This window comes from Vibrio sp. TRT 1302 (assembly GCF_050113875.1).
Classification (GTDB): domain Bacteria; phylum Pseudomonadota; class Gammaproteobacteria; order Enterobacterales; family Vibrionaceae; genus Vibrio.
The window spans coordinates 44,293-65,430 of the sequence record NZ_JBNJOF010000016.1; the positions used below are offsets into that span (position 1 = coordinate 44,293).

At 44.7% G+C, this 21,138-nt stretch carries 25 protein-coding genes; 13 read left to right on the top strand and 12 right to left on the bottom strand.

The genetic code is table 11. From position 1 onward, the window contains the following. Positions 1-3: 3 nt before the first annotated feature. Positions 4-1,827, top strand: a complete 1,824-nt coding sequence (locus tag ACQEXP_RS16185; RefSeq protein WP_426970934.1) for an ABC transporter ATP-binding protein — start codon at positions 4-6, stop codon at positions 1,825-1,827. Further along, positions 1,828-4,098: a phosphotransferase gene (locus tag ACQEXP_RS16190; RefSeq protein WP_426970935.1), complete on the top strand. Its 2,271-nt coding sequence runs from the start codon at positions 1,828-1,830 to the stop codon at positions 4,096-4,098. A gap of 1 nt (position 4,099) precedes the next feature. On the opposite strand, the gene ACQEXP_RS16195 is transcribed toward ACQEXP_RS16190, so the two are convergent. After that, positions 4,100-5,266, bottom strand: coding sequence for a nucleotide sugar dehydrogenase (locus ACQEXP_RS16195; protein WP_426970936.1), 1,167 nt, complete (start codon positions 5,264-5,266; stop codon positions 4,100-4,102). Between the two features lie 191 nt (positions 5,267-5,457). Here ACQEXP_RS16195 and ACQEXP_RS16200 point away from each other — a divergent pair, with 191 nt between their 5' ends. Next, the gene (locus ACQEXP_RS16200) at positions 5,458-5,802 is read left to right on the top strand and encodes a rhodanese-like domain-containing protein (protein ID WP_426970937.1); all 345 of its coding nucleotides are present in this window, start codon (positions 5,458-5,460) and stop codon (positions 5,800-5,802) included. A 20-nt stretch (positions 5,803-5,822) separates the two neighbouring features. Here the strand turns inward: ACQEXP_RS16200 and ACQEXP_RS16205 are convergent, their stop codons facing one another. The 4 genes from ACQEXP_RS16205 to ACQEXP_RS16220 form a co-directional block, all read right to left on the bottom strand. Next, a complete protein-coding gene (locus tag ACQEXP_RS16205) occupies positions 5,823-6,905 on the bottom strand; it encodes an AarF/UbiB family protein (protein ID WP_426970938.1) in 1,083 nt (360 codons plus the stop codon). Between the two features lie 120 nt (positions 6,906-7,025). Next, positions 7,026-7,814, bottom strand: coding sequence for an MBL fold metallo-hydrolase (locus ACQEXP_RS16210; protein WP_426970939.1), 789 nt, complete (start codon positions 7,812-7,814; stop codon positions 7,026-7,028). A 209-nt stretch (positions 7,815-8,023) separates the two neighbouring features. Continuing rightward, positions 8,024-8,251 (bottom strand): helix-turn-helix domain-containing protein, encoded by a 228-nt coding sequence (locus tag ACQEXP_RS16215; RefSeq protein ID WP_269375384.1) that lies wholly within the window; start codon positions 8,249-8,251, stop codon positions 8,024-8,026. A gap of 10 nt (positions 8,252-8,261) precedes the next feature. Beyond that, positions 8,262-8,789, bottom strand: coding sequence for a DUF2975 domain-containing protein (locus ACQEXP_RS16220; RefSeq protein WP_269375383.1), 528 nt, complete (start codon positions 8,787-8,789; stop codon positions 8,262-8,264). Between the two features lie 163 nt (positions 8,790-8,952). On the opposite strand from ACQEXP_RS16220, the gene ACQEXP_RS16225 reads away from it, so the two are divergent. The 3 genes from ACQEXP_RS16225 to ACQEXP_RS16235 all read left to right on the top strand — a co-directional run bounded on the left by ACQEXP_RS16225 (position 8,953) and on the right by ACQEXP_RS16235 (position 11,273). Further along, complete coding sequence (locus ACQEXP_RS16225; protein ID WP_426970940.1) at positions 8,953-9,291, top strand: hypothetical protein; 339 nt, start codon at positions 8,953-8,955, stop codon at positions 9,289-9,291. A gap of 177 nt (positions 9,292-9,468) precedes the next feature. Next, positions 9,469-10,002, top strand: coding sequence for a hypothetical protein (locus tag ACQEXP_RS16230; protein ID WP_426970941.1), 534 nt, complete (start codon positions 9,469-9,471; stop codon positions 10,000-10,002). 308 nt (positions 10,003-10,310) lie between these two features. Continuing rightward, positions 10,311-11,273, top strand: a complete 963-nt coding sequence (locus ACQEXP_RS16235; protein WP_426970942.1) for a transposase — start codon at positions 10,311-10,313, stop codon at positions 11,271-11,273. A 326-nt stretch (positions 11,274-11,599) separates the two neighbouring features. Here the strand turns inward: ACQEXP_RS16235 and ACQEXP_RS16240 are convergent, their stop codons facing one another. Beyond that, positions 11,600-13,216, bottom strand: coding sequence for an NAD(P)/FAD-dependent oxidoreductase (locus ACQEXP_RS16240; RefSeq protein WP_426970943.1), 1,617 nt, complete (start codon positions 13,214-13,216; stop codon positions 11,600-11,602). A 212-nt stretch (positions 13,217-13,428) separates the two neighbouring features. Between ACQEXP_RS16240 and fdxA the strand changes: the two genes are divergently transcribed. Next, on the top strand, positions 13,429-13,752 hold the full coding sequence (gene fdxA, locus ACQEXP_RS16245) for a ferredoxin FdxA (RefSeq protein WP_006880303.1): 324 nt from the start codon (positions 13,429-13,431) through the stop codon (positions 13,750-13,752). A gap of 43 nt (positions 13,753-13,795) precedes the next feature. On the opposite strand, the gene ACQEXP_RS16250 is transcribed toward fdxA, so the two are convergent. After that, complete coding sequence (locus ACQEXP_RS16250; protein WP_426970944.1) at positions 13,796-14,530, bottom strand: RNA methyltransferase; 735 nt, start codon at positions 14,528-14,530, stop codon at positions 13,796-13,798. Between the two features lie 250 nt (positions 14,531-14,780). Here ACQEXP_RS16250 and yegD point away from each other — a divergent pair, with 250 nt between their 5' ends. Further along, a complete protein-coding gene (gene yegD, locus ACQEXP_RS16255; protein ID WP_269375377.1) occupies positions 14,781-16,133 on the top strand; it encodes a molecular chaperone in 1,353 nt (450 codons plus the stop codon). Between the two features lie 92 nt (positions 16,134-16,225). Here yegD and ACQEXP_RS16260 read toward each other — a convergent pair whose 3' ends face one another. From ACQEXP_RS16260 to ACQEXP_RS16275, 4 genes are all read right to left on the bottom strand, one after another. After that, complete coding sequence (locus ACQEXP_RS16260) at positions 16,226-16,456, bottom strand: hypothetical protein (protein ID WP_426970945.1); 231 nt, start codon at positions 16,454-16,456, stop codon at positions 16,226-16,228. Between the two features lie 54 nt (positions 16,457-16,510). After that, a complete protein-coding gene (locus ACQEXP_RS16265) occupies positions 16,511-16,759 on the bottom strand; it encodes a hypothetical protein (protein ID WP_426970946.1) in 249 nt (82 codons plus the stop codon). 142 nt (positions 16,760-16,901) lie between these two features. After that, positions 16,902-17,417: a lipocalin family protein gene (locus ACQEXP_RS16270; RefSeq protein WP_426970947.1), complete on the bottom strand. Its 516-nt coding sequence runs from the start codon at positions 17,415-17,417 to the stop codon at positions 16,902-16,904. Positions 17,418-17,497: 80 nt separating this feature from the next. Further along, positions 17,498-17,962 carry an ASCH domain-containing protein gene (locus ACQEXP_RS16275; RefSeq protein WP_426970948.1) on the bottom strand — a complete coding sequence of 155 codons (465 nt, stop codon included), beginning with the start codon at positions 17,960-17,962 and terminating at the stop codon, positions 17,498-17,500. 129 nt (positions 17,963-18,091) lie between these two features. Between ACQEXP_RS16275 and ACQEXP_RS16280 the strand changes: the two genes are divergently transcribed. Together ACQEXP_RS16280 and ACQEXP_RS16285 are read left to right on the top strand one after the other, a co-directional pair. After that, on the top strand, positions 18,092-18,499 hold the full coding sequence (locus ACQEXP_RS16280) for a DUF302 domain-containing protein (protein WP_426970949.1): 408 nt from the start codon (positions 18,092-18,094) through the stop codon (positions 18,497-18,499). 111 nt (positions 18,500-18,610) lie between these two features. Further along, a complete protein-coding gene (locus ACQEXP_RS16285) occupies positions 18,611-19,393 on the top strand; it encodes an HAD-IIB family hydrolase (RefSeq protein ID WP_426970950.1) in 783 nt (260 codons plus the stop codon). A gap of 22 nt (positions 19,394-19,415) precedes the next feature. Here ACQEXP_RS16285 and ACQEXP_RS16290 read toward each other — a convergent pair whose 3' ends face one another. Next, positions 19,416-19,610: a hypothetical protein gene (locus ACQEXP_RS16290; RefSeq protein ID WP_269375370.1), complete on the bottom strand. Its 195-nt coding sequence runs from the start codon at positions 19,608-19,610 to the stop codon at positions 19,416-19,418. A gap of 148 nt (positions 19,611-19,758) precedes the next feature. On the opposite strand from ACQEXP_RS16290, the gene ACQEXP_RS16295 reads away from it, so the two are divergent. The 3 genes from ACQEXP_RS16295 to ACQEXP_RS16305 all read left to right on the top strand — a co-directional run bounded on the left by ACQEXP_RS16295 (position 19,759) and on the right by ACQEXP_RS16305 (position 21,124). Continuing rightward, entirely contained in the window at positions 19,759-19,932 is a 174-nt protein-coding gene (locus ACQEXP_RS16295; RefSeq protein WP_269375369.1) for a hypothetical protein, read from the top strand. 186 nt (positions 19,933-20,118) lie between these two features. Further along, the gene (locus ACQEXP_RS16300) at positions 20,119-20,451 is read left to right on the top strand and encodes a zinc ribbon domain-containing protein YjdM (protein WP_426970951.1); all 333 of its coding nucleotides are present in this window, start codon (positions 20,119-20,121) and stop codon (positions 20,449-20,451) included. A gap of 145 nt (positions 20,452-20,596) precedes the next feature. Beyond that, positions 20,597-21,124 carry a DUF4823 domain-containing protein gene (locus ACQEXP_RS16305; protein ID WP_269375367.1) on the top strand — a complete coding sequence of 176 codons (528 nt, stop codon included), beginning with the start codon at positions 20,597-20,599 and terminating at the stop codon, positions 21,122-21,124. The last annotated feature ends 14 nt before the right edge of the window (positions 21,125-21,138 follow it).

Here is a 21,138-nt window from a genome sequence, read left to right on the forward strand (position 1 = left end):
AAAATGGCAAGGGCAAAAGGATTATCTCAAAGCTTACCTAGCCTCTCTCGCTTCATTCGCTACGTGCTCCCTTATATCAAGCAAAGCAAGTGGCTCATTGTTGGGGCATTCATCTGCCTATTCGGTCAGACGTTGTTACGACTACTGGAACCTTGGCCGCTTAAATACATCATTGACCGCTTAGCCTCCCCTGAGTTTAGCGCGACGAAAGACCTGCAATTTCTTTCATCATTATCACTCTCGACATATTTTGCGCTACTGGCAGGAGCATTGGTGACGATTATTTTTTGTCGTGCTTTACTCACCTACTCAACCACCGTTTTAATGGCGATAGCGGGCAACCGCATTATTATCAGCCTGCGCAGTAAAGTATTTAACCATCTTCAAGGTCTCTCGACGATTTATCACCAACAGCAGCGCAGTGGCGATTTGGTTATCCGCCTGATTAGCGATATGGGACTAATGAAAGAGGTGGCGATCACCGCCACAGTCCCACTGATCGGAAACAGCCTGATTTTTATCTGCATACTGGTTGTGATGCTGTGGCTCAACTGGCAATTGACGTTAGTTGCCCTCTGTACCTTACCCTTCTTGTGGCTGGTGACATTAAGTAAAAGCAAAAAAATCCACAATGTGGCGCGTAAAAACCGCCAAAGAGAGGGGGTAATGGCTGCGACAGCGTCAGAGTCGATTCATGCAATAAAGTCCGTCCAGGCACTGACCTTGGAAGATCGTTTCTCCTCGATCTTTGGTCAAGCCAACAACAAAAGTTTGAAAGAAGGGATACAAGGAAAAAGGCTCGCAGCTTCGTTACAGCGAAGCGTCGACATCCTAATGGCGATCTCAACGGCTCTGGTGCTCTGGTACGGTTCTCTTCTTGTCATTCAAAGCAAGCTAAGTCTTGGTGAACTGCTGGTTTTCATCTACTACTTGAGACGAGTTTTTCGTCCTATACGTGACTTTACTAAATATACGGCAAGGCTTTCAAAAGCCTCTGCTGCTGGCGAACGTGTCTTGGCGGTACTTGAACAACAAAAAGATGTTCACAATCTTAAAGACGCGAAAGATGCCCCTCCATTGAGTGGCAACATTCACTTTCACAAGGTTAAATTCTCCTACCTCAATGATAACGTCACCAATCTTGACGACATCACATTGGACATTGAACAAGGGCAAAAGGTCGCCATTGTCGGCCCTTCGGGTAGCGGAAAATCAACGCTAATCGCACTGCTTATGCGACTGCACGATCCACAGCAAGGCGTGGTAAAAATTGATGGCATCGATATCCGCCAATACACATTCGAAAGTGTCCGCCAGCAAATCTCGGTTGTGATGCAAGATACCGCCTTGTTTGCCACATCCATTCTCAACAATATCACCATCGGTCAACAGCAAGTGGATATGGATCGAGTCATAGAAGCAGCCAAACAAGCTGAGATACATGACTACATTGTATCTTTACCCAATGGTTATGACACTGAGGTTGGCGAACGTGGTGTGACTCTTTCAGCAGGTCAACGACAGAGAATTGCCATAGCTAGAGCCTCCCTTAGACAGGCCCCAATCTTAATTTTGGATGAGCCAACCACAGGTTTGGATCCGAGCACAGAGAAACAGGTCAATGAAGCACTGATGAGGCTAGCGGATCAAGCGACTGTCCTCGTTGTTACCCATCGCATGGACTTCGCAGCCCAATGTGATCAGATTGTCTGTATGCATAAAGGTAGAATCGTCGCTAAAGGGACACACGACGAACTGATGCAACAGAGCGATATCTACATTGATCAATTCAATGCTCCAACCGATCAGCAAGTTCAGAGAGGGTAAATGGAAGCCGATGACCGTGTTTTGATTGCTAAAGAGTCGCAGATTGTCGGCTTATCTATCCTATTAAATGACGAAAAGATGCTCGCGTTGATGAGAAGCTATTTCCCTTCAGAGGAGATACACAAAGTAAAAAGGTCTTATCTACGTTATAAACCCGCGACCAACTGCTTGGTCAAATATCAGGTGCTAGGGAAAAGTGGAGAAAGCCATTGGTACGCAAAAGCTTTTACCGACAAGGATCAAGACAAACTCGCGCCACTGACAGTACCAACCACCAACTTTCAACTGACGCCCATGGTTTTTATTTCCCAGCGAGTCGTGTTGTACCCATTCCCTTTTGATGCAAAGCTTAAAGTTCTAACACGCCTTCTTGACCCTTCTGATTTGCAACAACTGTTTATGCGTGCCCTGTATCCCAACACGATCGAAGACCCGAACATTCAACGCGTCGAAATACTGCAATACAAACCTGAAAGGCGGTTTGTCGCCAAACTCGAGATGACATCGGGAGAAATGGTGGTTCTCAAGATCTACACTCAGCAGCGCTATCAACTGGCCAAAATTGCTCGGCGTAGAAAGTTACATTCACAACACTTGCTCGATATGATCGGTCGGAGCGATAAGCACCGACTACTGATTTATCGATGGATCGAGGGGGAGAATTTAACCCATTACTATCACAGTGATGAAAAGGGTCTGGCTCCTTTCATCGAGTGCGGTCGTTATCTGGCGGAATTTCACCAACACTCAAAAAATAAACAGGTGGTGGATGCCGATACCAATGACTTTATCGCCACTCTCAAGCAGTGCGCTGAGGGCATATCCCAGCTTGTGCCTGACATCGCCCCACAACTGACTAAACTCTCAAACCAATTAGTAACGGCTTTAACCACTCTCCAATCAAGCAAAAGTGTCATTCACGGGGATTTCTACGCTAAACAAGTATTGATCACATCAAATGGCGTAAAGCTTATCGATTTCGATGATGTCTGTTACTGGTATTCTGGCTATGACCTTGGTCTTTTTATCGCTCATCTTGAACGTGATGCATTGCTCGGCACGCTATCAACACAACAAGCGCATCATTACCAATCCGCCATGCTGGACGGCTATCGACAACAGCGACCCATAGTAGCGAGTGATATCGAGTTGTTTAGCGCGATAGGGCTTCTCAAACTGGCCCATCATCCATTTCGCAATGCCCTTCCTGACTGGAACAACGCTATCAGAATGCTAATCGACCGTTGTGAGCAACATCTATCCACCTTTCAGTTACTGACAAAAGTGCCTTCCCTAACGCAAATTCTGCCATCGATAAGTGAATTGCTCGATAAGCAGCAAGCGGAAGTGGTGTTAAAGCGCAATATTCGTCAGTTGTCTTGCCACGCTCACTTAGTCAGTATTGATATCATCCGATATAAACCAGAGAAGCGTGTATTGATTGAATATACCTTTGAGAAACCTGACGGACAGCAAGAGCAGATTCTTGGCAAAGTCAGAGCAAAACGGTTTGATAAGCATACATGGAACGTAAACCGTACGCTGCATCAATCACAGTTTGGTCAAAGCAGTCGTGATGGTATCCAAGTGCCATCCCCCCTTGGATTCTCGCAACATCATCATGCTTGGTTCCAAATGAAAGTGGCTGGAGAGGCCTGTTTTAACGATTTTTGTCATAGCGAAGATGGAAAAGTAGCGGAAAGGATTGCTCAAGCACTCTACAAACTTCATTGCAGCCCTATCACTACCGAGCGACGCCATACTCATGTCGAAGAAATCAACCTGCTAAAACACTACTTAGTTCAAGCAAGCAAGGCTTTACCGTCAGACAGAAGCGTTATTCTCGACATCCTCGGTGGTTGCAAGCATCGAGCAAACAAACTAGCCGCCCCGTACTCGTTGACCACAATCCATCGCGATTTCTATCATGATCAAGTCCTCATCGCAGATGAACGAGTCTATTTGCTCGACCTAGACCTGATTTGTTGTGGCGATCCAGCACTAGATATTGGCAATTTTATTGCGCATATTGAAGAGCAATGTCTGCGTCACTTCGACCAAATGGATTATGCCCAGACGCAAATCGAACGATTTATTGCACACTATGAAAAACTTGCGGGTTATGACCTGAGAGCAAGGGTCGAAACCTACACTTTACTCAGTTGGGCGCGGCATATTTTTATTAGTCACAGAATCACACAACGTAATCCTTGGACAGAACGCATTATTCAGATATGCCAACATCTGTTAGATAACAACAAAACCCTCTGATTTAGTCGGTTTGGTAAATATCGCGTGAATAGACTTTCTGTCGAACATCAGCTAACTCTTGGCTGAGACGGTTCGCGACAATAATGCTCGCAACCCGTTTAAATTCCGCCAACTGGTGAATAACTTCACACTGATGAAAAACGACTTGAGACAACTTAGGTTCAAAGATCACAACGCGCACACCGCGAGCAATTAACCGATCAATCACATCAAGTATTGCCGAAGAACGGAAGTTATCCGAGCCCACCTTAGTGATCAGACGATACACGCCTACCACCTCTGGTTCATTCGCTAGAATGGCATTTACGACATGTTCCTTTCGAACTGAGTTGGCTTCAACAATGCCCGCAATCATTCTATTGGGAATGTTTTCAAAGTTAGCATAAAGCTGCTTAGTATCCTTTGGTAAACAATAGCCGCCATAGCCAAACGAAGGATTGTTGTAGTATTGGCCTATTCTCGAATCGAGGCAGACCCCCTCAATAATATCTCTACTGCTGAGATGATTAATCTCTGCATACGTATCAAGTTCATTGAAAAAAGCGACTCGCATAGCAAGAAACGTATTGGCAAATAGTTTGATTGATTCTGCTTCACATGAATGGGTGTAAATCACGGGTGGATTAGGGGCAGCAGTACATTGTTGCAGTAACGCACCAAATACTTTCGCGGCTTCCGACTGACCTCCGACAATAATCCTGGATGGATACAAACAGTCATAGAGCGCTTGCCCCTCGCGGAGAAACTCTGGCGAAAAGAGGATGTTGGGGTATTGGAAACGTTCTCTGGCTTGGTAGGTAAAATTGACAGGAACCGTACTCTTAATCACCAAGGTCGCTGAGGGATTGATACGAATAGCGCTGGCTATCACGGCATCAACGATTGTGGTATCAAAAGTGCGAGACTCACAATCATAGTCTGTAGGCGCCGCAATGATAATGAAGTCTGCATTTCGATATGCGAACTGCTCATCCGTTGTTGCGGTGAGTTGCAAAGGCTTGTTCTCAAGATAATCTTCGATCTCAGGGTCTTCAATAGGAGAGCGGTACTGATTGATCATCGCCACTTTGCTGGCGTCAATATCAAGCAACGTGACCTTGTTCTGCTGAGCTAATAAAATGGCATTGGCGAGTCCAACATAACCAATTCCGACCACTGCAATGTTCATATCATACCTATATTGGTTGAACAGAATATACGCCGATTGAAGTAGAGTTATTGTTGTAGCCTAGCCTGAATTGAGTATAGACAAGCGTTTAAAGTATTTAAATTATCAGCAAACATCTGTGAATTGCATCGCGGCTAATTTTGAAGAATGGGATATGCTTAAGGCAATGATAATTAAGGAACTCAATCAAGATGAAAAAATTGATCATTCTGTTGCTGGCGGCCTTGGCGGTCTTTAGTGTTCCATCCATCGCTTCAGAACGTGCCGATATTGGCTGGCAGTGGATCAAGCAGGGTGCATTAATCGTCGATGTACGAACCCCACAGGAGTTCGAAGCCGGGCACCTAGATAACGCGGTCAACTACCCCCTATCTCAACTGGCGACGCACTTTGCCAATATCGACAAAGAGAAACAAATCGTCCTCTACTGCCGAAGCGGAAACCGCTCAGGTCAAGCTTATCAATACTTAGTTTCTCAAGGCTTTACCAATCTGCACAATGCTGGCGGTTTGGTCGAGATGCAAAATGCTCAGTAACCTCTACTGAGCATCTCTCTCTAAATCTGATACTGCTTAACCAAACACAGAGCGGTTTGGTAGGCGTCTATCAACTCAGCCTGACTCTTACCCTGATTGTGATAAAACAACGCCCCTTGCTCATCAAGCGTCGGGTAAGCGTCTTTAATCATCTCCAACACAGCCTCAACTCGTTTAATGGTAGTAGGCGTACAGCTTCTCCCCGCCAAGTCATCTTCGATATCCAGCACGTGTGAGCGGAACATTTCCACCTCAAACAACTGCTTTAACTTTCGCTCATTAGCCAAGGCGATTTGATAGTCTGTGATTTGCTGGCGCTTTGCCATCAACACCGGCTTGCTAGCGTTTTGGTTTTGCAACCATTCAAAGTGCAAGGTCAGAGCTTTAAGTGCCTGACGCTTCACTTTCCTAAACACTGACAACGACTGAGAAATGGAATAATCCTGATCCAAAAACCAACCGGAGAGAAAGCGCGTCTCGAAACGTTCGCAAAGCTCAAACAGAGGGTCGCTCATTCCATTACTATTCAGCGCATTCAAAGGGTCAAAACGGTACATATAGCCAAAGTCGAATAGCCATAGTTTGCCATTCGCATCCACCAGCAAATTTCCTGCACAAAGATCCCACTCAAACAGTCCAATTCTTTCGCAGGCAGTTAACGTCGAAAACAGTTGCTCAAGCAATGAGTGCGTGATCTTGCTGACAGGCTCGGCTTCAATCCAATCAGACAAAATGATCCCAAGCCGATAGTCGGCATAAACGGTCGGGACAATGCATTTAAACGCATCGCTCGTTGCCGGATTATCTTTGTGGCACTGTAAATCAGCACGACGTTGTACTTCATTCAAAAACGAAAATTGACCATCCAGATTTTGCACCTTGGCAACTGGACGCTTTTTCTTCAGAGTGTAATCTTTGCCAGCGAAGCGAAGTCGAAACACTTCAGCGGTAAGGCCGCTTTGAAAAGTTTCAACGACATAAGGGCTATCACTGGTGGTAGAGGCCAGTTGCTCAGGATCGATTGGGCAATTTTCCATCGCGCCCACAACAAGGTTTTCACCACTGAGTTCAAATTGCTGTTGTTCCTTTTGACGCTGATTCATTGTTAAGTCCTTTTCCTGCCATGAAGTGGTGATTTTATCAGCAGACAGGAGAGGCAAATCCTCCCTAATGGATTAACTTAAGGGTGAGTAGCAAGGCGTAAAACCAAACTAGATACTGTGTTAACTGTGATGTGCCGTTAAATTAAATTCCAGCGCGGGCTTAATCAACTTGGGAGGAGGAAGTTGATGGTCTCGTCCTTCTCGCCTTTCTACAAACTGAGTTTGCGTCGTCTCTTCATCGACAAAAACGTTGTCATGTTTCTCTTCTCCAATCGTGGTTTTGTAAACCAATTGGTCTTCGCTTTCTGGATAGTTATGACACAAATAGACTTCAGTGCTGTCCTTGAGCGCATACAGCTTTCGTATAGACTCAAACATTTTTTCTGCACTTCCACCGGGGAAATCTGCCCGACCAGTTCCATGGTAAAACAACGAATCTCCAACGAATAACGCATCACCAATCTTAAAAGTCAGATCCGAAGGGGTATGTCCAGGAGTGCTAATTACCTCCAAATGTGAATGACCAAAATCCATCTGCTCATTCTCCAACAAGAAATGCTCAAAGTGGTACAACTCACTCAAACAGAGCTCATCTTTCCACTGCGAATAAACGTCCTTCACCCCTTCAGAAACATAGATAGGCACATTGAGCTTTTTACTGAGGTAGAACGAACCAGATAGGTGATCAGCGTGTACGTGAGTTTCTAGAATGGCAACAATATGGAGACGATTACGTTGGATATGATCGATAATTTCTTGGGCAGACTCATAACTAATCACATCTAGAAAGACGTCATAATCGGCGACAGGGTCAATAATGATTGCTTCCTTGGTATCACTATCAGCGACAACATAACTGATGGTGCCAGAATCAGAATGAAAGAAATGTTGAATATTCTGAGATGCCATTATTCCCCCTTAGGAAGAAACTTCCTGCGCAAGTTATCGATCCATTCATTACTACTCAGTGTAGTCTGTTGGCGGTAAACAAGGGGGAATCAGCTCGCGAATTATTACACCACCGTCTTGATCATGTGTTGGACGAGTTGAGCAGGTTGACGCCAAATAACAAAGCCAGAGAAAAACTCTGGCTTGTCAGTTCAACGTAACGTTAATCCCTAAATAGATTCGACCTCTTCAGGGCTCGGCACGTACTCGAGTATATCCCCTGGCTGACAATCAAGATGCTTACAGATAGCTTCCAGCGTCGCCAGCTTAACGGCCTTCGCTCGACCATTTTTCAATATCGACAAGTTTTGCTCTGTAATACCAACCAGTTTCGCCAACTCGTTAGAGCGCATTTTTCGCTTGGCCAACATTACATCAAGATTGATTACAATCGCCATATTCGTTCCGTTAAATCGTCAGCTCACTTTCTTCATGAAGTTCCGCTGCTCTTTCCATTACAACCGCGATAACTCGGACAATAAAACCGATTACCATCATGGTGATGTCTACATCATCGACTTCGACTGAGAAGTACCAAGAATCGCCATTGTACGATAAAGCGAGGCTTAGAAGTAAGTCGCTGATTGCGCCAATGAAAGGAGATGCGATCAATAAGTAGCTCAGTTTCTTGTAACACTGAGCATTTTTCTGTTCGAAGATCTGCCCCTTTTCATACAGACCAAACAAGGCGATCAATTGCCATAACATCGCCATCGTCAAGAAGGCAGAAAACATACTTGGAATATATGCGATCAAAGATCGTGTCACCGATAACGGCAAATCCACTTCAACAGGGAAGCTAGCCGTAAACCACTGAGCATTAAACATCGTGGCGCTGAACCACAACGTTGTGTCAAACACGGCGACAAAAACAAAAGAAAACCAAAACAAAATAAGCAACTTACGGCTAAAAGTACTAATCGATTGGTGTGACATATAGAGCCTCAAGATTAAATAATTCAATCCTATCTTAGCTATCAAACTCGAATTAAACAATAAAAAATTATCGTTTTACGATAATTTTTTATTGAAAAACACTTTGGAAACATTTAGCTTAATAATCAATTCAAGACAAAACATTGATTCATTCGAGGTAAATATGTTTTCAAAGAATCCAGCCATCGGTGCTCTAATCGTCCTTTTCTCTTGCTCAGCCTTTGCTGACAACCTGCTTGAAAAAAGTATCGATATTCATAACGACATGATGGACTCAATGAGCTCACTGCATAAAAGGCCATCGACCTCACATCATCAAGGATTGAACAATGATGACTGTCCCGGAGCAATCAGCCGCCCATTTGGTGATAATGGACTTAGCAGCGGTTACGGCAGTACGCATTGCTATACCACTGAATTTGATGGTGGGAATGTGCAAACCTATTTCAAGTCGAGCCCCAACGGGAGCTACAGCTCTGGTTTTTCTTGGACATTTGAATAGATCGTAGCAGCGAAAGTCAGCGCCATTTTGGGGCTTTGTGGCTAGATAATGACCAAATGTCAGATTTAGATGAGTAGTTAGTCTAAATTCAAAGCGTATCTTTTGATTCCGCTAACGCGATTCTATAAGCTTTGTTCCACGTTTCACCCTCATAAGCCTCATTTTACCCGGTTCTCTATGCTTGTTTTTATCATTGTGGCACTTCTTATCGTATTGCTTTTGCTTCTCACTTTTTACTTCTTTCATGTTAATCAGCGTCAAAAAGAAGAACTCATCACCAAAAAGACATTGTCGGTCCAAGTCGATAAGCTCAAGTTGAGATTAAAAGATGACATCAGCATCATGGTGGATTCAACGTGCATTTCTCAAAAGCAAGGAGACGCACTTTATCGCGTGGCGAATTACTACTTCGTTTATCAGTCGATGACCCATGAAAACGTCACAAGCTACTCGGAGCTAATCGGCGATTTGCTTGGTATCATCAACGAAAACGTCTTCCCAAGACTCATCAACGAAGAAGAAATCAGCGAATCAACAAAAGACATAATGAGCCGTTTCATCCACTCATTACCACCGAGGACCGATGGTTTCACCCCGGGATTTTATAGAAACGATTTACCTGTTTTGTTCAATAACCTAAGAGAAGCGTTAGCAGCAGAGCCCGAGGTAGAAGAAACAACAGACAACAACAATCTAGTCATGGAAAGTTAATCATCACAAAGCGAGCCCAAAAGCTCGCTTTTTTCTTATTGGGACACACGCCATAAAATTATGCTCTCCCTCTCACAAGGACACACGCCTTAAAACCACACCTAACTTAAAAGAACTGAAAAGCACGAACTGAAAAGGACGAACTGAAAAGGACACACGTGATAAAGCCTTCTTAAGTGGACACACACCATAAAGGATGAAAATGGTATGAGTTGTTGATACCTCGATGGAAGGGTGGCTTATTCCAGATTGCCGCAGGTAGGCGACTTTCTTAACCTAAGTGAATCAATCACTACTTGGAAAAACAGATGACAACCGCCAGAAAACACCAGCTGTGTGTCGATGCTACACCTTACTATCATTGCGTTTCTCGCTGCGTCAGACGAAGTTTTCTATGTGGAAAAGACCCCGTTACCCAGCAGTGCTATGAACACCGACGGGCTTGGATTAAACGAAAGATGTTGGCACTATCGCAAATCTATTGCATCGATATCTGCGCTTACGCCATCATGGCCAACCACTACCATCTAGTTGTTCATATCAATTGTTCAAAGGCCCTAAACTTATCTCATCAAGAAGTGGTTGAGCGTTGGAAGCAAGACCACAAGTTACCAAGTTTAGTAACTAGGTGGTTAGATGGACAACTTACCAATGATGTTGAAGTCGAAGCATGTATGACTATTATTGAGTCGTGGCGAGAACGGTTATGGAACCTAAGTTGGTTTATGAAAGAGCTCAAATTTGACATTGCTTGCCAAGCGAACAAAGAGGACGAGTGTAAAGGCCATTTTTGGGAAAGTCGTTTTAAAAGTCAGGCCTTGCTTGATGAACAAGCACTTGCTGCCACCATGGCTTACGTCGATTTAAATCCATTAAGAGCTGGGATAGCAGATACTCCCGAGACTTCAGACTATACATCAATTCAAGCGAGAATAGAGGCACTAAGCAATCAGCAAGAAACGGCTCCTTGCCTCCATCCATTTATAGGCAGTTCAGCAGACGTTCAACTCGATGGTATTCCCTTCCGACTTATCGACTATATTGAACTGGTTGATTGGACTGCACGTCAATTTCGAGAGGGCAAAGCCCAGCTAAGTAGAAGCATTCCGCCAATATTAGAGCGTTTGAATATCAACAAGCTAAAGTGGCTTAATGCTTGTACAGAATTAGAACGTCGCCGGACAACCAGTATAGGCTGTATCACGAGCGCAATAGTGGCCAAACACGTGTTTAATAGAAAACGAATCAATTTGTTTCGACTGGACAGTTAGTTTCAGTTTTCAACTTATGATTTCTAACCAAACCTGATAGACAGGTTTGGCGCTTCTCAATACTTCAAGAATTCCCCAAAGACCCAGCCAACACTAAAATCGCTGCAATATTGAATTTAATCTCAAAGTGAGCTTATAAAACCCACGACTAGCGAAGCAACTTTCACCAAACATAGCTAAGTTCGTTATGGTGCCTGTCCCTGTAGTTCGTTATGGTGCCTGTCCCTGTAATAGTGCTGTAATAAAAGCGCCTGTCCCTATAACAAAAAAGGCCCTTCGTAGTTGAAGAGCCTTAATGTCTGTTGTCTGTCGCTGAAAGGCGGTAATTAAGCGTTTTCTGCGTCTGCTACCATCGCTTTTGCTAGCGCTTCTGCCACTTTAATGCCATCGATACCCGCAGATAAGATACCACCCGCGTAGCCAGCACCCTCACCAGCAGGGTAGAAGCCTTTAAGGTTGATGCTCTGGAAGTCTTTACCACGTTTGATACACACAGGTGAAGACGTACGAGTCTCAACACCGGTTAGTAGACCATCTTCCGAGGCAAACCCTTTGATCTTCTTATCAAACGCTGGAATAGCTTCACGGATTGCTTCAATTGCGAAATCTGGCAATGCTTTCGAGATGTCCGTCAGCTTAATACCGGGTGTAAATGATGGTTCAACATCACCAAGCTGACTTGGATCGCGACCTTTAAGGAAATCACCGATCTTCTGAGCTGGCGCATCGTAGTTTTCACCGCCCAGCACATATGCGCCCGATTCAAGTTCACGTTGGAAACGAATACCTGCAAGTGGGTCTCCAGGGTAATCGCGTTCAGGGTCGATACCAACAACGATAGCACTGTTTGCGTTGCGCTCTGAACGTGAGTATTGGCTCATACCGTTAGTAACAACTCGACCTTCTTCTGAAGTCGCCGCCACTACCGTTCCGCCCGGACACATACAGAAGCTGTACACAGTACGGCCATTCTTACAATGGTGAACCAGTTTGTAATCCGCAGCGCCAAGAATTGGGTTACCTGCGTTTGGTCCAAAACGAGCTTCATCAATCATCGACTGTTTATGTTCGACACGGAATCCCACAGAGAATGGTTTCGCTTCCATGTAAACACCGCGATCATGCAGCATCTCAAACGTGTCACGAGCACTGTGACCAACCGCAAGAACAACATAGCGTGAATGAATTTGCTCACCATTTGACAATGTAAGACCAGTAATCTGTTCACCATCCATGTGGATGTCGTCGACACGAGTACTGAAACGAATTTCACCACCTAGCTCGATGATTTTCGCACGCATTTTCTCGATCATGGTAACCAGCTTAAAGGTACCAATATGCGGCTTACTGACGTATAGAATCTCTTCTGGTGCGCCTGCTTCAACAAACTCAGAGATCACTTTACGACCGTAGAAGTTTGGATCTTTCACCTGGCTGTATAGCTTACCGTCAGAAAAAGTACCTGCACCACCCTCACCAAACTGTACGTTTGATTCTGTATTTAGGGTGCGTTTACGCCAAAAGCCAAACGTATCTTTAGTACGCTCACGGACTTCTTTACCACGCTCGACAATAATAGGGTTGAAACCCATCTGCGCGAGAACAAGACCGGCAAATAGACCACATGGGCCAAAACCGATCACAACAGGACGTTCTGTTAGGTTCTTAGGTGCCTGAGCGACAAACTTATATTCCATATCTGGCGTCTGTTTAACGTGTGGATCGCTAACGAACTGCTCAAGCAATGCCGCTTCGTTCTCAACCACAACGTCCAAAGTATAGATAAGTAGGATGTTCGCTTTCTTACGAGCATCGTAGCCACGTCTAAAGATATTGAAAGAGATAACTTGGTCAGCAGAAATACCAAGTTTCTTTGTAATAGCAGCGATTAACGCCCCTTCCTCGTGATCTAAAGGAAGCTTGAGTTCATTTAAACGTATCATGTAGATGTCTCGTAATCATAGGTGTCTTAGCCAAGCCGAAAAGGCGAGCTCACAATGGCGCGCATTTTACGAGAAATTGATTTGTCTGTCATACTAAAATCAGTTTGGTGAACTCATTTACACTAAGATTCACTGCATAGAATGTTGAATTTTGCCTTGGGATGAGTATTATCCCCATTCTTCAATTTTGACTAACTAAAGAGCGGATCGTCATGGCGTTTGTGGTAACGGATAACTGTATCCAATGTAAATATACTGACTGTGTTGCGGTATGCCCTGCTGATGCCTTCCATGAAGGGCCAAACTTTATGGTGATCAACCCAATTGAATGTATCGATTGTGGTCTATGTGTTGACGAATGTGATGCACACGCGATCTTTCAAGAAGACGAAGTGCCAGATGATCAAACCATCTACATTCAGTTAAATGCGGAATTGGCAGAATTGTGGCCAGTTCAAACGGAAGTCAAACCAGCCATGGACGAAGCAGAAAAATGGAATGGCGTGCCTAACAAACTAGACATGCTGGAGAAATAGAAGCAAAGGTTCATTCCTCTCTCGCGACTTGATACGCTGCGTCTTAGCTGTGCTGACGACGCAGGTTATCGAGAATAATTCCCGTCGCCATCGCCACATTCAATGATTCGGCACCACCGAAAGCGGGAATAGTAATCTTATCAGTAACGTATTTAGCCGCTTGCTCGCGAATTCCGTGAGACTCACTGCCCATCAATAAAATACCTTGCGCAGCAAACTCAGTCTTATGCACGCTCTCACCTTCTAAAAACGCACCATAAACAGGCAATTTCGCTTGTTCCAGATACTCAGGCAAGTCTAACTGGCTAACCGTCACACGGCCGAAGCTCCCCATGGTCGCGCTGATCGTTTTTGGATTATAAGGATCAGCACAATCCGTACTGGCAATAATGTGCTTAATACCATACCAGTCAGCAACGCGAATAATGGTGCCCAAATTACCCGGATCCGAAACACCATCTAAAGCAATCATCAACCCTTGCGCCTTTGGTACTTCTACACTTGGGATCTCAACCACAGCAATCGCCGCATTGTTACTAACCAACGTACTCGCTTTAGTCAGGTCATCGAGCGAAGCTTCTATGCACTCGAAACCACCTAACTCTTGGCTGTGCTGCGCTAAAAACTCACTGGCAGCAAACACATGCTTGACCAATAGTGTGCTGTTGACCAACTCAAGAACATTCTTTTCACCCTGAACCAAAAACAGACCATGCGCTTTGCGCTGTTTCTTTTGGCCTAAAGCACGAAGTAATTTAAGTTGGTTTTTCGAAATCATAATGTGTCCAAGGTGAAAATGGGATATCCCAAGATAAAAGCGCAAGGATTATAGATGAAAGCGATTTAACCTGCCACCTGCTAACTATGGATGAATCATTTTTGCTGCCACAGCAAAGCGTTTCTACCCATTAATCATGATCATATACATTTCAATACATTGAGCGCACGACTGTGGGATAAATGCCAATAGCATTCACTACACCATTGAGGTAACATTGCCGACCTTTTTTTAATGGTAGGAGGTTCGAATGTTTATTGGCTTTGACTATGGAACGGCAAACTGCTCGGTAGCGAAAATTGAGCAAGGTGAACCAAAGCTCCTCAAACTGGAAGGGGACAGCGTTTACATTCCTTCTACCTTATCGGCACCGACTCGTGAGGCGGTTGCAGAATATCTGTTTAAGTTCCGCGATATCAAACCACTTGATGCTATTGGCGAACAAGTACTTCGCCGTGCAATTAACTTAAACCGCGAAGACGGAGTTGAGTTTGTCGCAGAAGAAGTAGCCTTTGGTCAGGCCGCACTTGATCACTACCTACAAGACCCAAGCGAAAGCTACTATGTAAAATCACCAAAATCTTTCCTTGGCGCATCGGGTTTACGCGATGTACAGGTCAGTTTTTTCGAGGATCTGGTGTGCGCCATGATGGACAACATCAAACGCAATGCTGAGCAAGACGCCGGACAAATAATTACTGACACAGTCATTGGTCGCCCAGTGAACTTCCACGGTCGCGATAGCGAAGCGGCTAACCGTCAGGCCGAAGAGATCCTACGCAAAGCCGCGACTCGTGCAGGATTTAAGAACATCGAATTTCAGTTTGAACCCGTAGCCGCTGGTCTAGAATATGAAGCATCACTGACTGAAAACAAAACCATATTAGTGGTTGATATTGGTGGTGGTACGACTGACTGTTCCTTGATCGAGATGGGACCAAACTGGCGCGGAAAATCTGACCGTACTCAAAGCCTGCTGGCGCATAGCGGTCAACGGGTAGGCGGAAACGACTTAGATATCGCACTGGCGTTTAAACAGCTGATGACGCCTTTTGGTTTAGGCAGTAAAACGACCTCTGACATCGTAATGCCGACCATTCAGTTCTGGAACCCAATAGCGATCAACAGCGTAGACGCACAGGCGGACTTCTACTCCCGTTCGAACCTAGCAACGTTAAAACAGCTGCATAAAGACGCTCAAGAACCAGAAAAGCTATTACGCCTGATTGAAGTGTTCAATGAAACCTTAGGCTATCGCTTGGTACGTCAGGCGGAGGAAGCCAAAATTGCGCTTTCTGATCATCCTCACTATCGCGCAACAATGCAGCTGTTATCAGAACAGTTGGAAGTGGATATCAGTTTTGAGGACATGACCAATGCGATCGAATCACCAAAACAGAAGATGGCAGAGCTGGTCAAAGAAGCCGTTGAACAAGGTGGCGTCACACCTGATGCTATCTTTATGACTGGCGGTTCCGCACGCTCTCCTATTTTGCGTAACGCTGTTCAACAAACCCTGCCTAACATTCAGGTTGTCAGTGGCAACTATTTTGGCTCGGTGACGGCGGGTCTCGCGCGCTGGGCAGAAGTCTGCTTTAAATAACAAATCGCCTCAAGCGTGAGCTTGAGGCGATTTACATTGTAAATCGTAAGCCAAATAGGTCTTGAGAAGCAATTTAACGCTAAAACATCACTTCAACCAAAGGCATCGCATCCCTCGGTTAAATGCTCAATGACTTCTGCTTTGATTTCATTGAGCATGGATAGCCCCACTTCTGTCTCGGTGTTAATTGCGACCCAACCGTCGGTGCCCATAAACTCAGCACTAGAGTAGCGAATCGCTGTTGCTTCAGGCTTACCCAATAACTCACCAGACAACCTGAAGATCCCCATTGCTGTATTTATTCGATTAATTGTAAATTCCATCTTTTTCTCCCTAGCACTCTAAACGCCTTATTTATTTTTATCGTCCTATCAGATCTAATAGACAGAGAACACGATTCGCTGATTCTCGTCCTGATCATCAAACTCTAGGATTATCCCCGGCTGTTTAACGTCAGCGATGGCTGACACCAGCTCCTGCAGTTGCTCACCATTTTCTTCAAACTTCGCAGCTAAATTAGCAGGTAGAAACTTCAACAACGTTTTAGCCACAGCTAGCGGAACCGTTAAAGTATCTTCAATGTTTCCGCTGTCATTTGAAAAAGTTTCAATTTTCAGTTTAAGCATACGGCTAACTCCAAAGTGTAAGAGACAATATTCAATATAATGCATCCTAGTGCATTTGCGCATGAAAAAGTGGAATGTTGATAGAGTGACTAAAAGTCCGTTCAAATGCCGCCAAAGATTAAAACTTACGCTTGGGAAGACTCTATTTGTGCTCAACGTAAATAAGCTCATCCACGTCAAAGCCATACCGTTTAGCTAAGCGCTCAAACTTTGCTTTGACGTCAGGAGTGACTTCGGGCTTACGCGACAATAACCACAGATAATCGGTATTTGGACCTGATACAAATGCGTAGTCGTAATACTGTTTTTCTAGTTCAAATACCACGTATGAGCCATAAAAAGGGCCAAAAAACGAGACTTTCAGATAGCCCTCATTCTCGCTGTTGACGAAGTAGGCCTTTCCTTCAGCCTGCTTCCACTCTTTGTTCTCAGCAGAATAGCCACGGTTGATGACCGCTACGCCACCGTCAGGACGCATAACATATTCGGCAGTTACATCACTTAAACCACGCTCGAACGAATGATCTAAACGAGCCACTTCGTACCATTTGCCTAGGTAGCTATCGAGCTTAAAATCGCTAACAGGTTGAACATTTTGAGGCATACCCAAACAGCCCCCGAGTGACAGTAGAGCAATGAATAGCAATAAGTGCTTCATGGTTTACTCCGTTAAAAAACCAATACGTGACTGTTGATACGATGATTTGTTCATAATGGCTCATTTGCCAACGACAATGGTTACTTATAAACAACTTTGAAGCGTTCTAACACCAACATCATCTCTTGGGTCGGTTCAATACCCAGTTCTGCACACTCTTTACTAAAAAAGTTCCAGTGTGCTTCTCGCCACCATTGAAGAGACTTATCTCCCTCCCCTTCTTCTGCGGCAAACTCGGCGGAAACATCACAATATCTAGATGTGCTGACAGAGCTGATTTCAACGATACAGACAGGGTTACCCTGCCAGTCGGTCACGACCTGAAGATGACCCACTTGTGGCATCGGCTCGCCTTCGTGACGATACCAATACTCCATGCTGCATGACGCACGTTTTTCACCGCGGAGAATCAGGTCAGCGCACAGGTTAGCGTTATACTCGTCATTGCAATAGTAATCTGAACTAAATGAGGTGTGCTGTGCAGCACGCTCAGCAGGAAGTGAATTTAAGTACTGATTCAGATAGGCCTGACTTCTTTCATCCATGATTTTTCTCCAACAAAAACAAAACGTTGCCGGTAGAGTGACAACATCATTTCTTGGCTATTGTACCTTCATCTTCAAACTGAATGAATAATTCCAACTATAATCATTGCATCATCAAACCGAACGCACATGGAAGGTCAAAATATGTATGGATTCTCAGTCACTTTCAACGGAAGTTATGAAAAAGCAATAACTCGCGTCACTGAAGAGCTTGCCAAGGAAGGTTTTGGCATACTTACTGAAATCGACGTCAAAGCGACACTAAAAAAGAAATTGGATATTGATAAACGCCCTTACATAATTCTCGGTGCCTGTAACCCCAACCTAGCCAACAAAGCGATTGATGCTGAACCAGATATTGGTTTATTGCTCCCATGCAATGTCGTGGTACGAGAAGAGGAAGATAGCTCCATTACCGTCGCCTTTATGGATCCCCAAGCGGTCATGCAACTCGTACAGCATCCTGATGTCCATGAGTTAGCTAAAGAAGTGAAAGGAAAACTTGAACGAGTCCGAGATGGCTTGAACGCCGAATAAACAAATCGTTCTAAGTTGAAGAAAAATATTCGGCTGTTTCGCCCACCTCACTGAATTTGGTGTTAGGTTTCGATAGACTGGTGAGATTGCTCAACAACAATAAGAAATCTAATGGAAAACTCTCTTTCTACGGAATGGAAAGCTGTCGAGTGGGTGCTGACAGACGTCGACGATACTCTGACATGGCAAGGTAAACTGCCTCCTGAAACACTCATCGCACTTGAGTCTCTTCAGCAGCGAGGAATCAAGGTTGTCGCGGTGACTGGTGCGTGCGCTGGTTGGTGTGATCATATTGCACAGCTTTGGCCTGTCGATGCTGTCTTGGGGGAAAACGGTGCATTTACGTTGGAAAAAGGCAGCAAAGGGGTTTCTCTGTCCAGTTCAGTACCCCTTGGCACCATGCGACGACAACAAGCAGAACTTAAAGCTCAGGTGGAGCAGATCCTTGTAGATTACCCCAACGTAAACCTCACGCTGGATCAAGCCTACCGTTTATGCGAAGTGGCCATCGATATCGGCCAGAATAGGCAACCGCTAGACAGTCGCGTTGTAGAAGAGATCGTCGCCAAAATTCATCGTTTAGGCGCTCACGCGACAGCCAGCTCTATCCACATCAACGCTTGGTATGGTGAACATTCAAAGCGCAATGCTGCGTTTCACTTCTTAAAGAAACACGGGCTATCTGAACAAGATATTTTAAATACATGCTGCTACGTCGGTGATTCACTCAACGATCAGCAGATGTTTGAGACCCTGCCACTCACGGTCGGGGTAAAAAATATAGAGCATTATTGGGATAAGCTGAGCCATAAACCTTCAAGGGTAATGACTGAATCTGGTGGCTTTGGATTTGCCGAATTTGCTCAACAGTTGCTTGAACTAAAAGTACGGTAGCACCTCTGGCCTCCAGATCTAGTTAGTGTTGCTCGTCCGAAATAGTCAGTCGTTGATCTTTTAGATTGGTGTATAAGTGGGCTTGGTTCCGTTCTATAAGAACCATCGCTAGTAATGGGTTTAACGCACGAACTTCCCCTTTAACATAAGGTACCGGAATATCCCACACGTTATTCTGGTACATCCCTTCTTCATCGAATTGAACAAGAAACTTCATGTTTACCTCCACCACTCACGCGAGCACTTCATTAATATTAGTTCTTAATTGATTACTTTGTTAATAATAAAGTGTGAACCACTCACGCCGCTGATTCTGGTGCTTGGCTATACTTTTAGTATCAAATCAGAGCAAGGAGTATCACACCATGGACTTCACAGAGAAACTCCGCTTGCGAGGCAAAGCAGAAGAGGATATCTACTTCGCTAAACTCGACTTAGAGCTCATCAAAGCCATGCACGAGAGAGAAGCGGTAGAGAAACATAGAGAACAGAGTGAGACCGAGTGCGAACTCATCTCTAATGCAACTACCAATAAGTAGCGATTGGGTGTCTAACCACGGCAAGCTCCAACGGCTTGGCGAATAACAATCGTTCGTCGGCTTAGTGCGTCAGTAGATTTTCGATCAAACTCGACAAGATTTATCTCACCAGATGATAATCTGCTCGATCCCTTAGGTGTGAAGGATTACCATTAGCGCCAAACTTCTATTCACCAATGGTTGATTATGTCTTTTCCTCCTTGCCCAAATTGTCAGTCTGAATACGTCTATCAAGATCAAAGTCACCTCGTTTGCCCAGAATGCGCCTATGAATGGAATCCAGATGAGCTAGAACAAGCCTTCAGCGTTGCTGATGCAAATGGCACGCTATTAGCAGAAGGCGATAAAGTGACTCTCGCTAAAGATCTAAAAGTAAAAGGCAGTTCATTAGTGTTAAAGATTGGCACCAAAGCCGTCATCAAACGCATTGTCGAAGGCAAAGATCACCAATTGGATTGCAAAGTCGATGGTGCTGGCGAAATGATGGTCACGGCTAAATTCGTTAAAAAAGCCGGATAGTGATTGCTACCCTCCTTAAAAACGGCAACCAATCTGTGATGGCACGCACTTATTCGGGTGATCGTCCGATAGTTAGGCGGTGTCATCACCCATAAGTTCATATTTCTACTATCATTTGTGTTGATGTTGGCAACAGGAAATAAAAATGAAAACACTCAAATGGCTACTCATCGCCACCACCTCAATGTTAGTTCTGGGTTGTGCAGATTCACATTCACTCAACGTCACACAAGATGACACGAATATCAAGTTCGCACCAAACAATGCGGTTTACATCGCTTTGTCACCTGACGGTCAGTATGGCGATCGCTACTACTCAGGGTCAGGACGAATGGTGAGCCAAACCATCAAAAGTGAGCTAATTGGCAAACTCGACAATGTCATCATTGCCAAACAACCGGAGGAGTACAGCAAGGCGGTTGAATTTGCCGCTTCTCGTAAGTTCGACTATTTGATCTACCCAACCATCTTGCATTGGGAAGATCGTGCGACAGAATGGTCTGCCAAAGCTGACCGAGTAAAAGTCAAAATGACGGTAGTCGATGTTAAGGCTGGTCAAGTTATCAAATCGGCGGTGATCGAAGGGAAAAGCGGCTTAGCAACTTTAGGTGGTGATCATCCGCAAGATTTATTGCCCGAACCGACCAAAGCGTTTTTCGCCAATATGCTCTAGTGAGCACGCGTTAA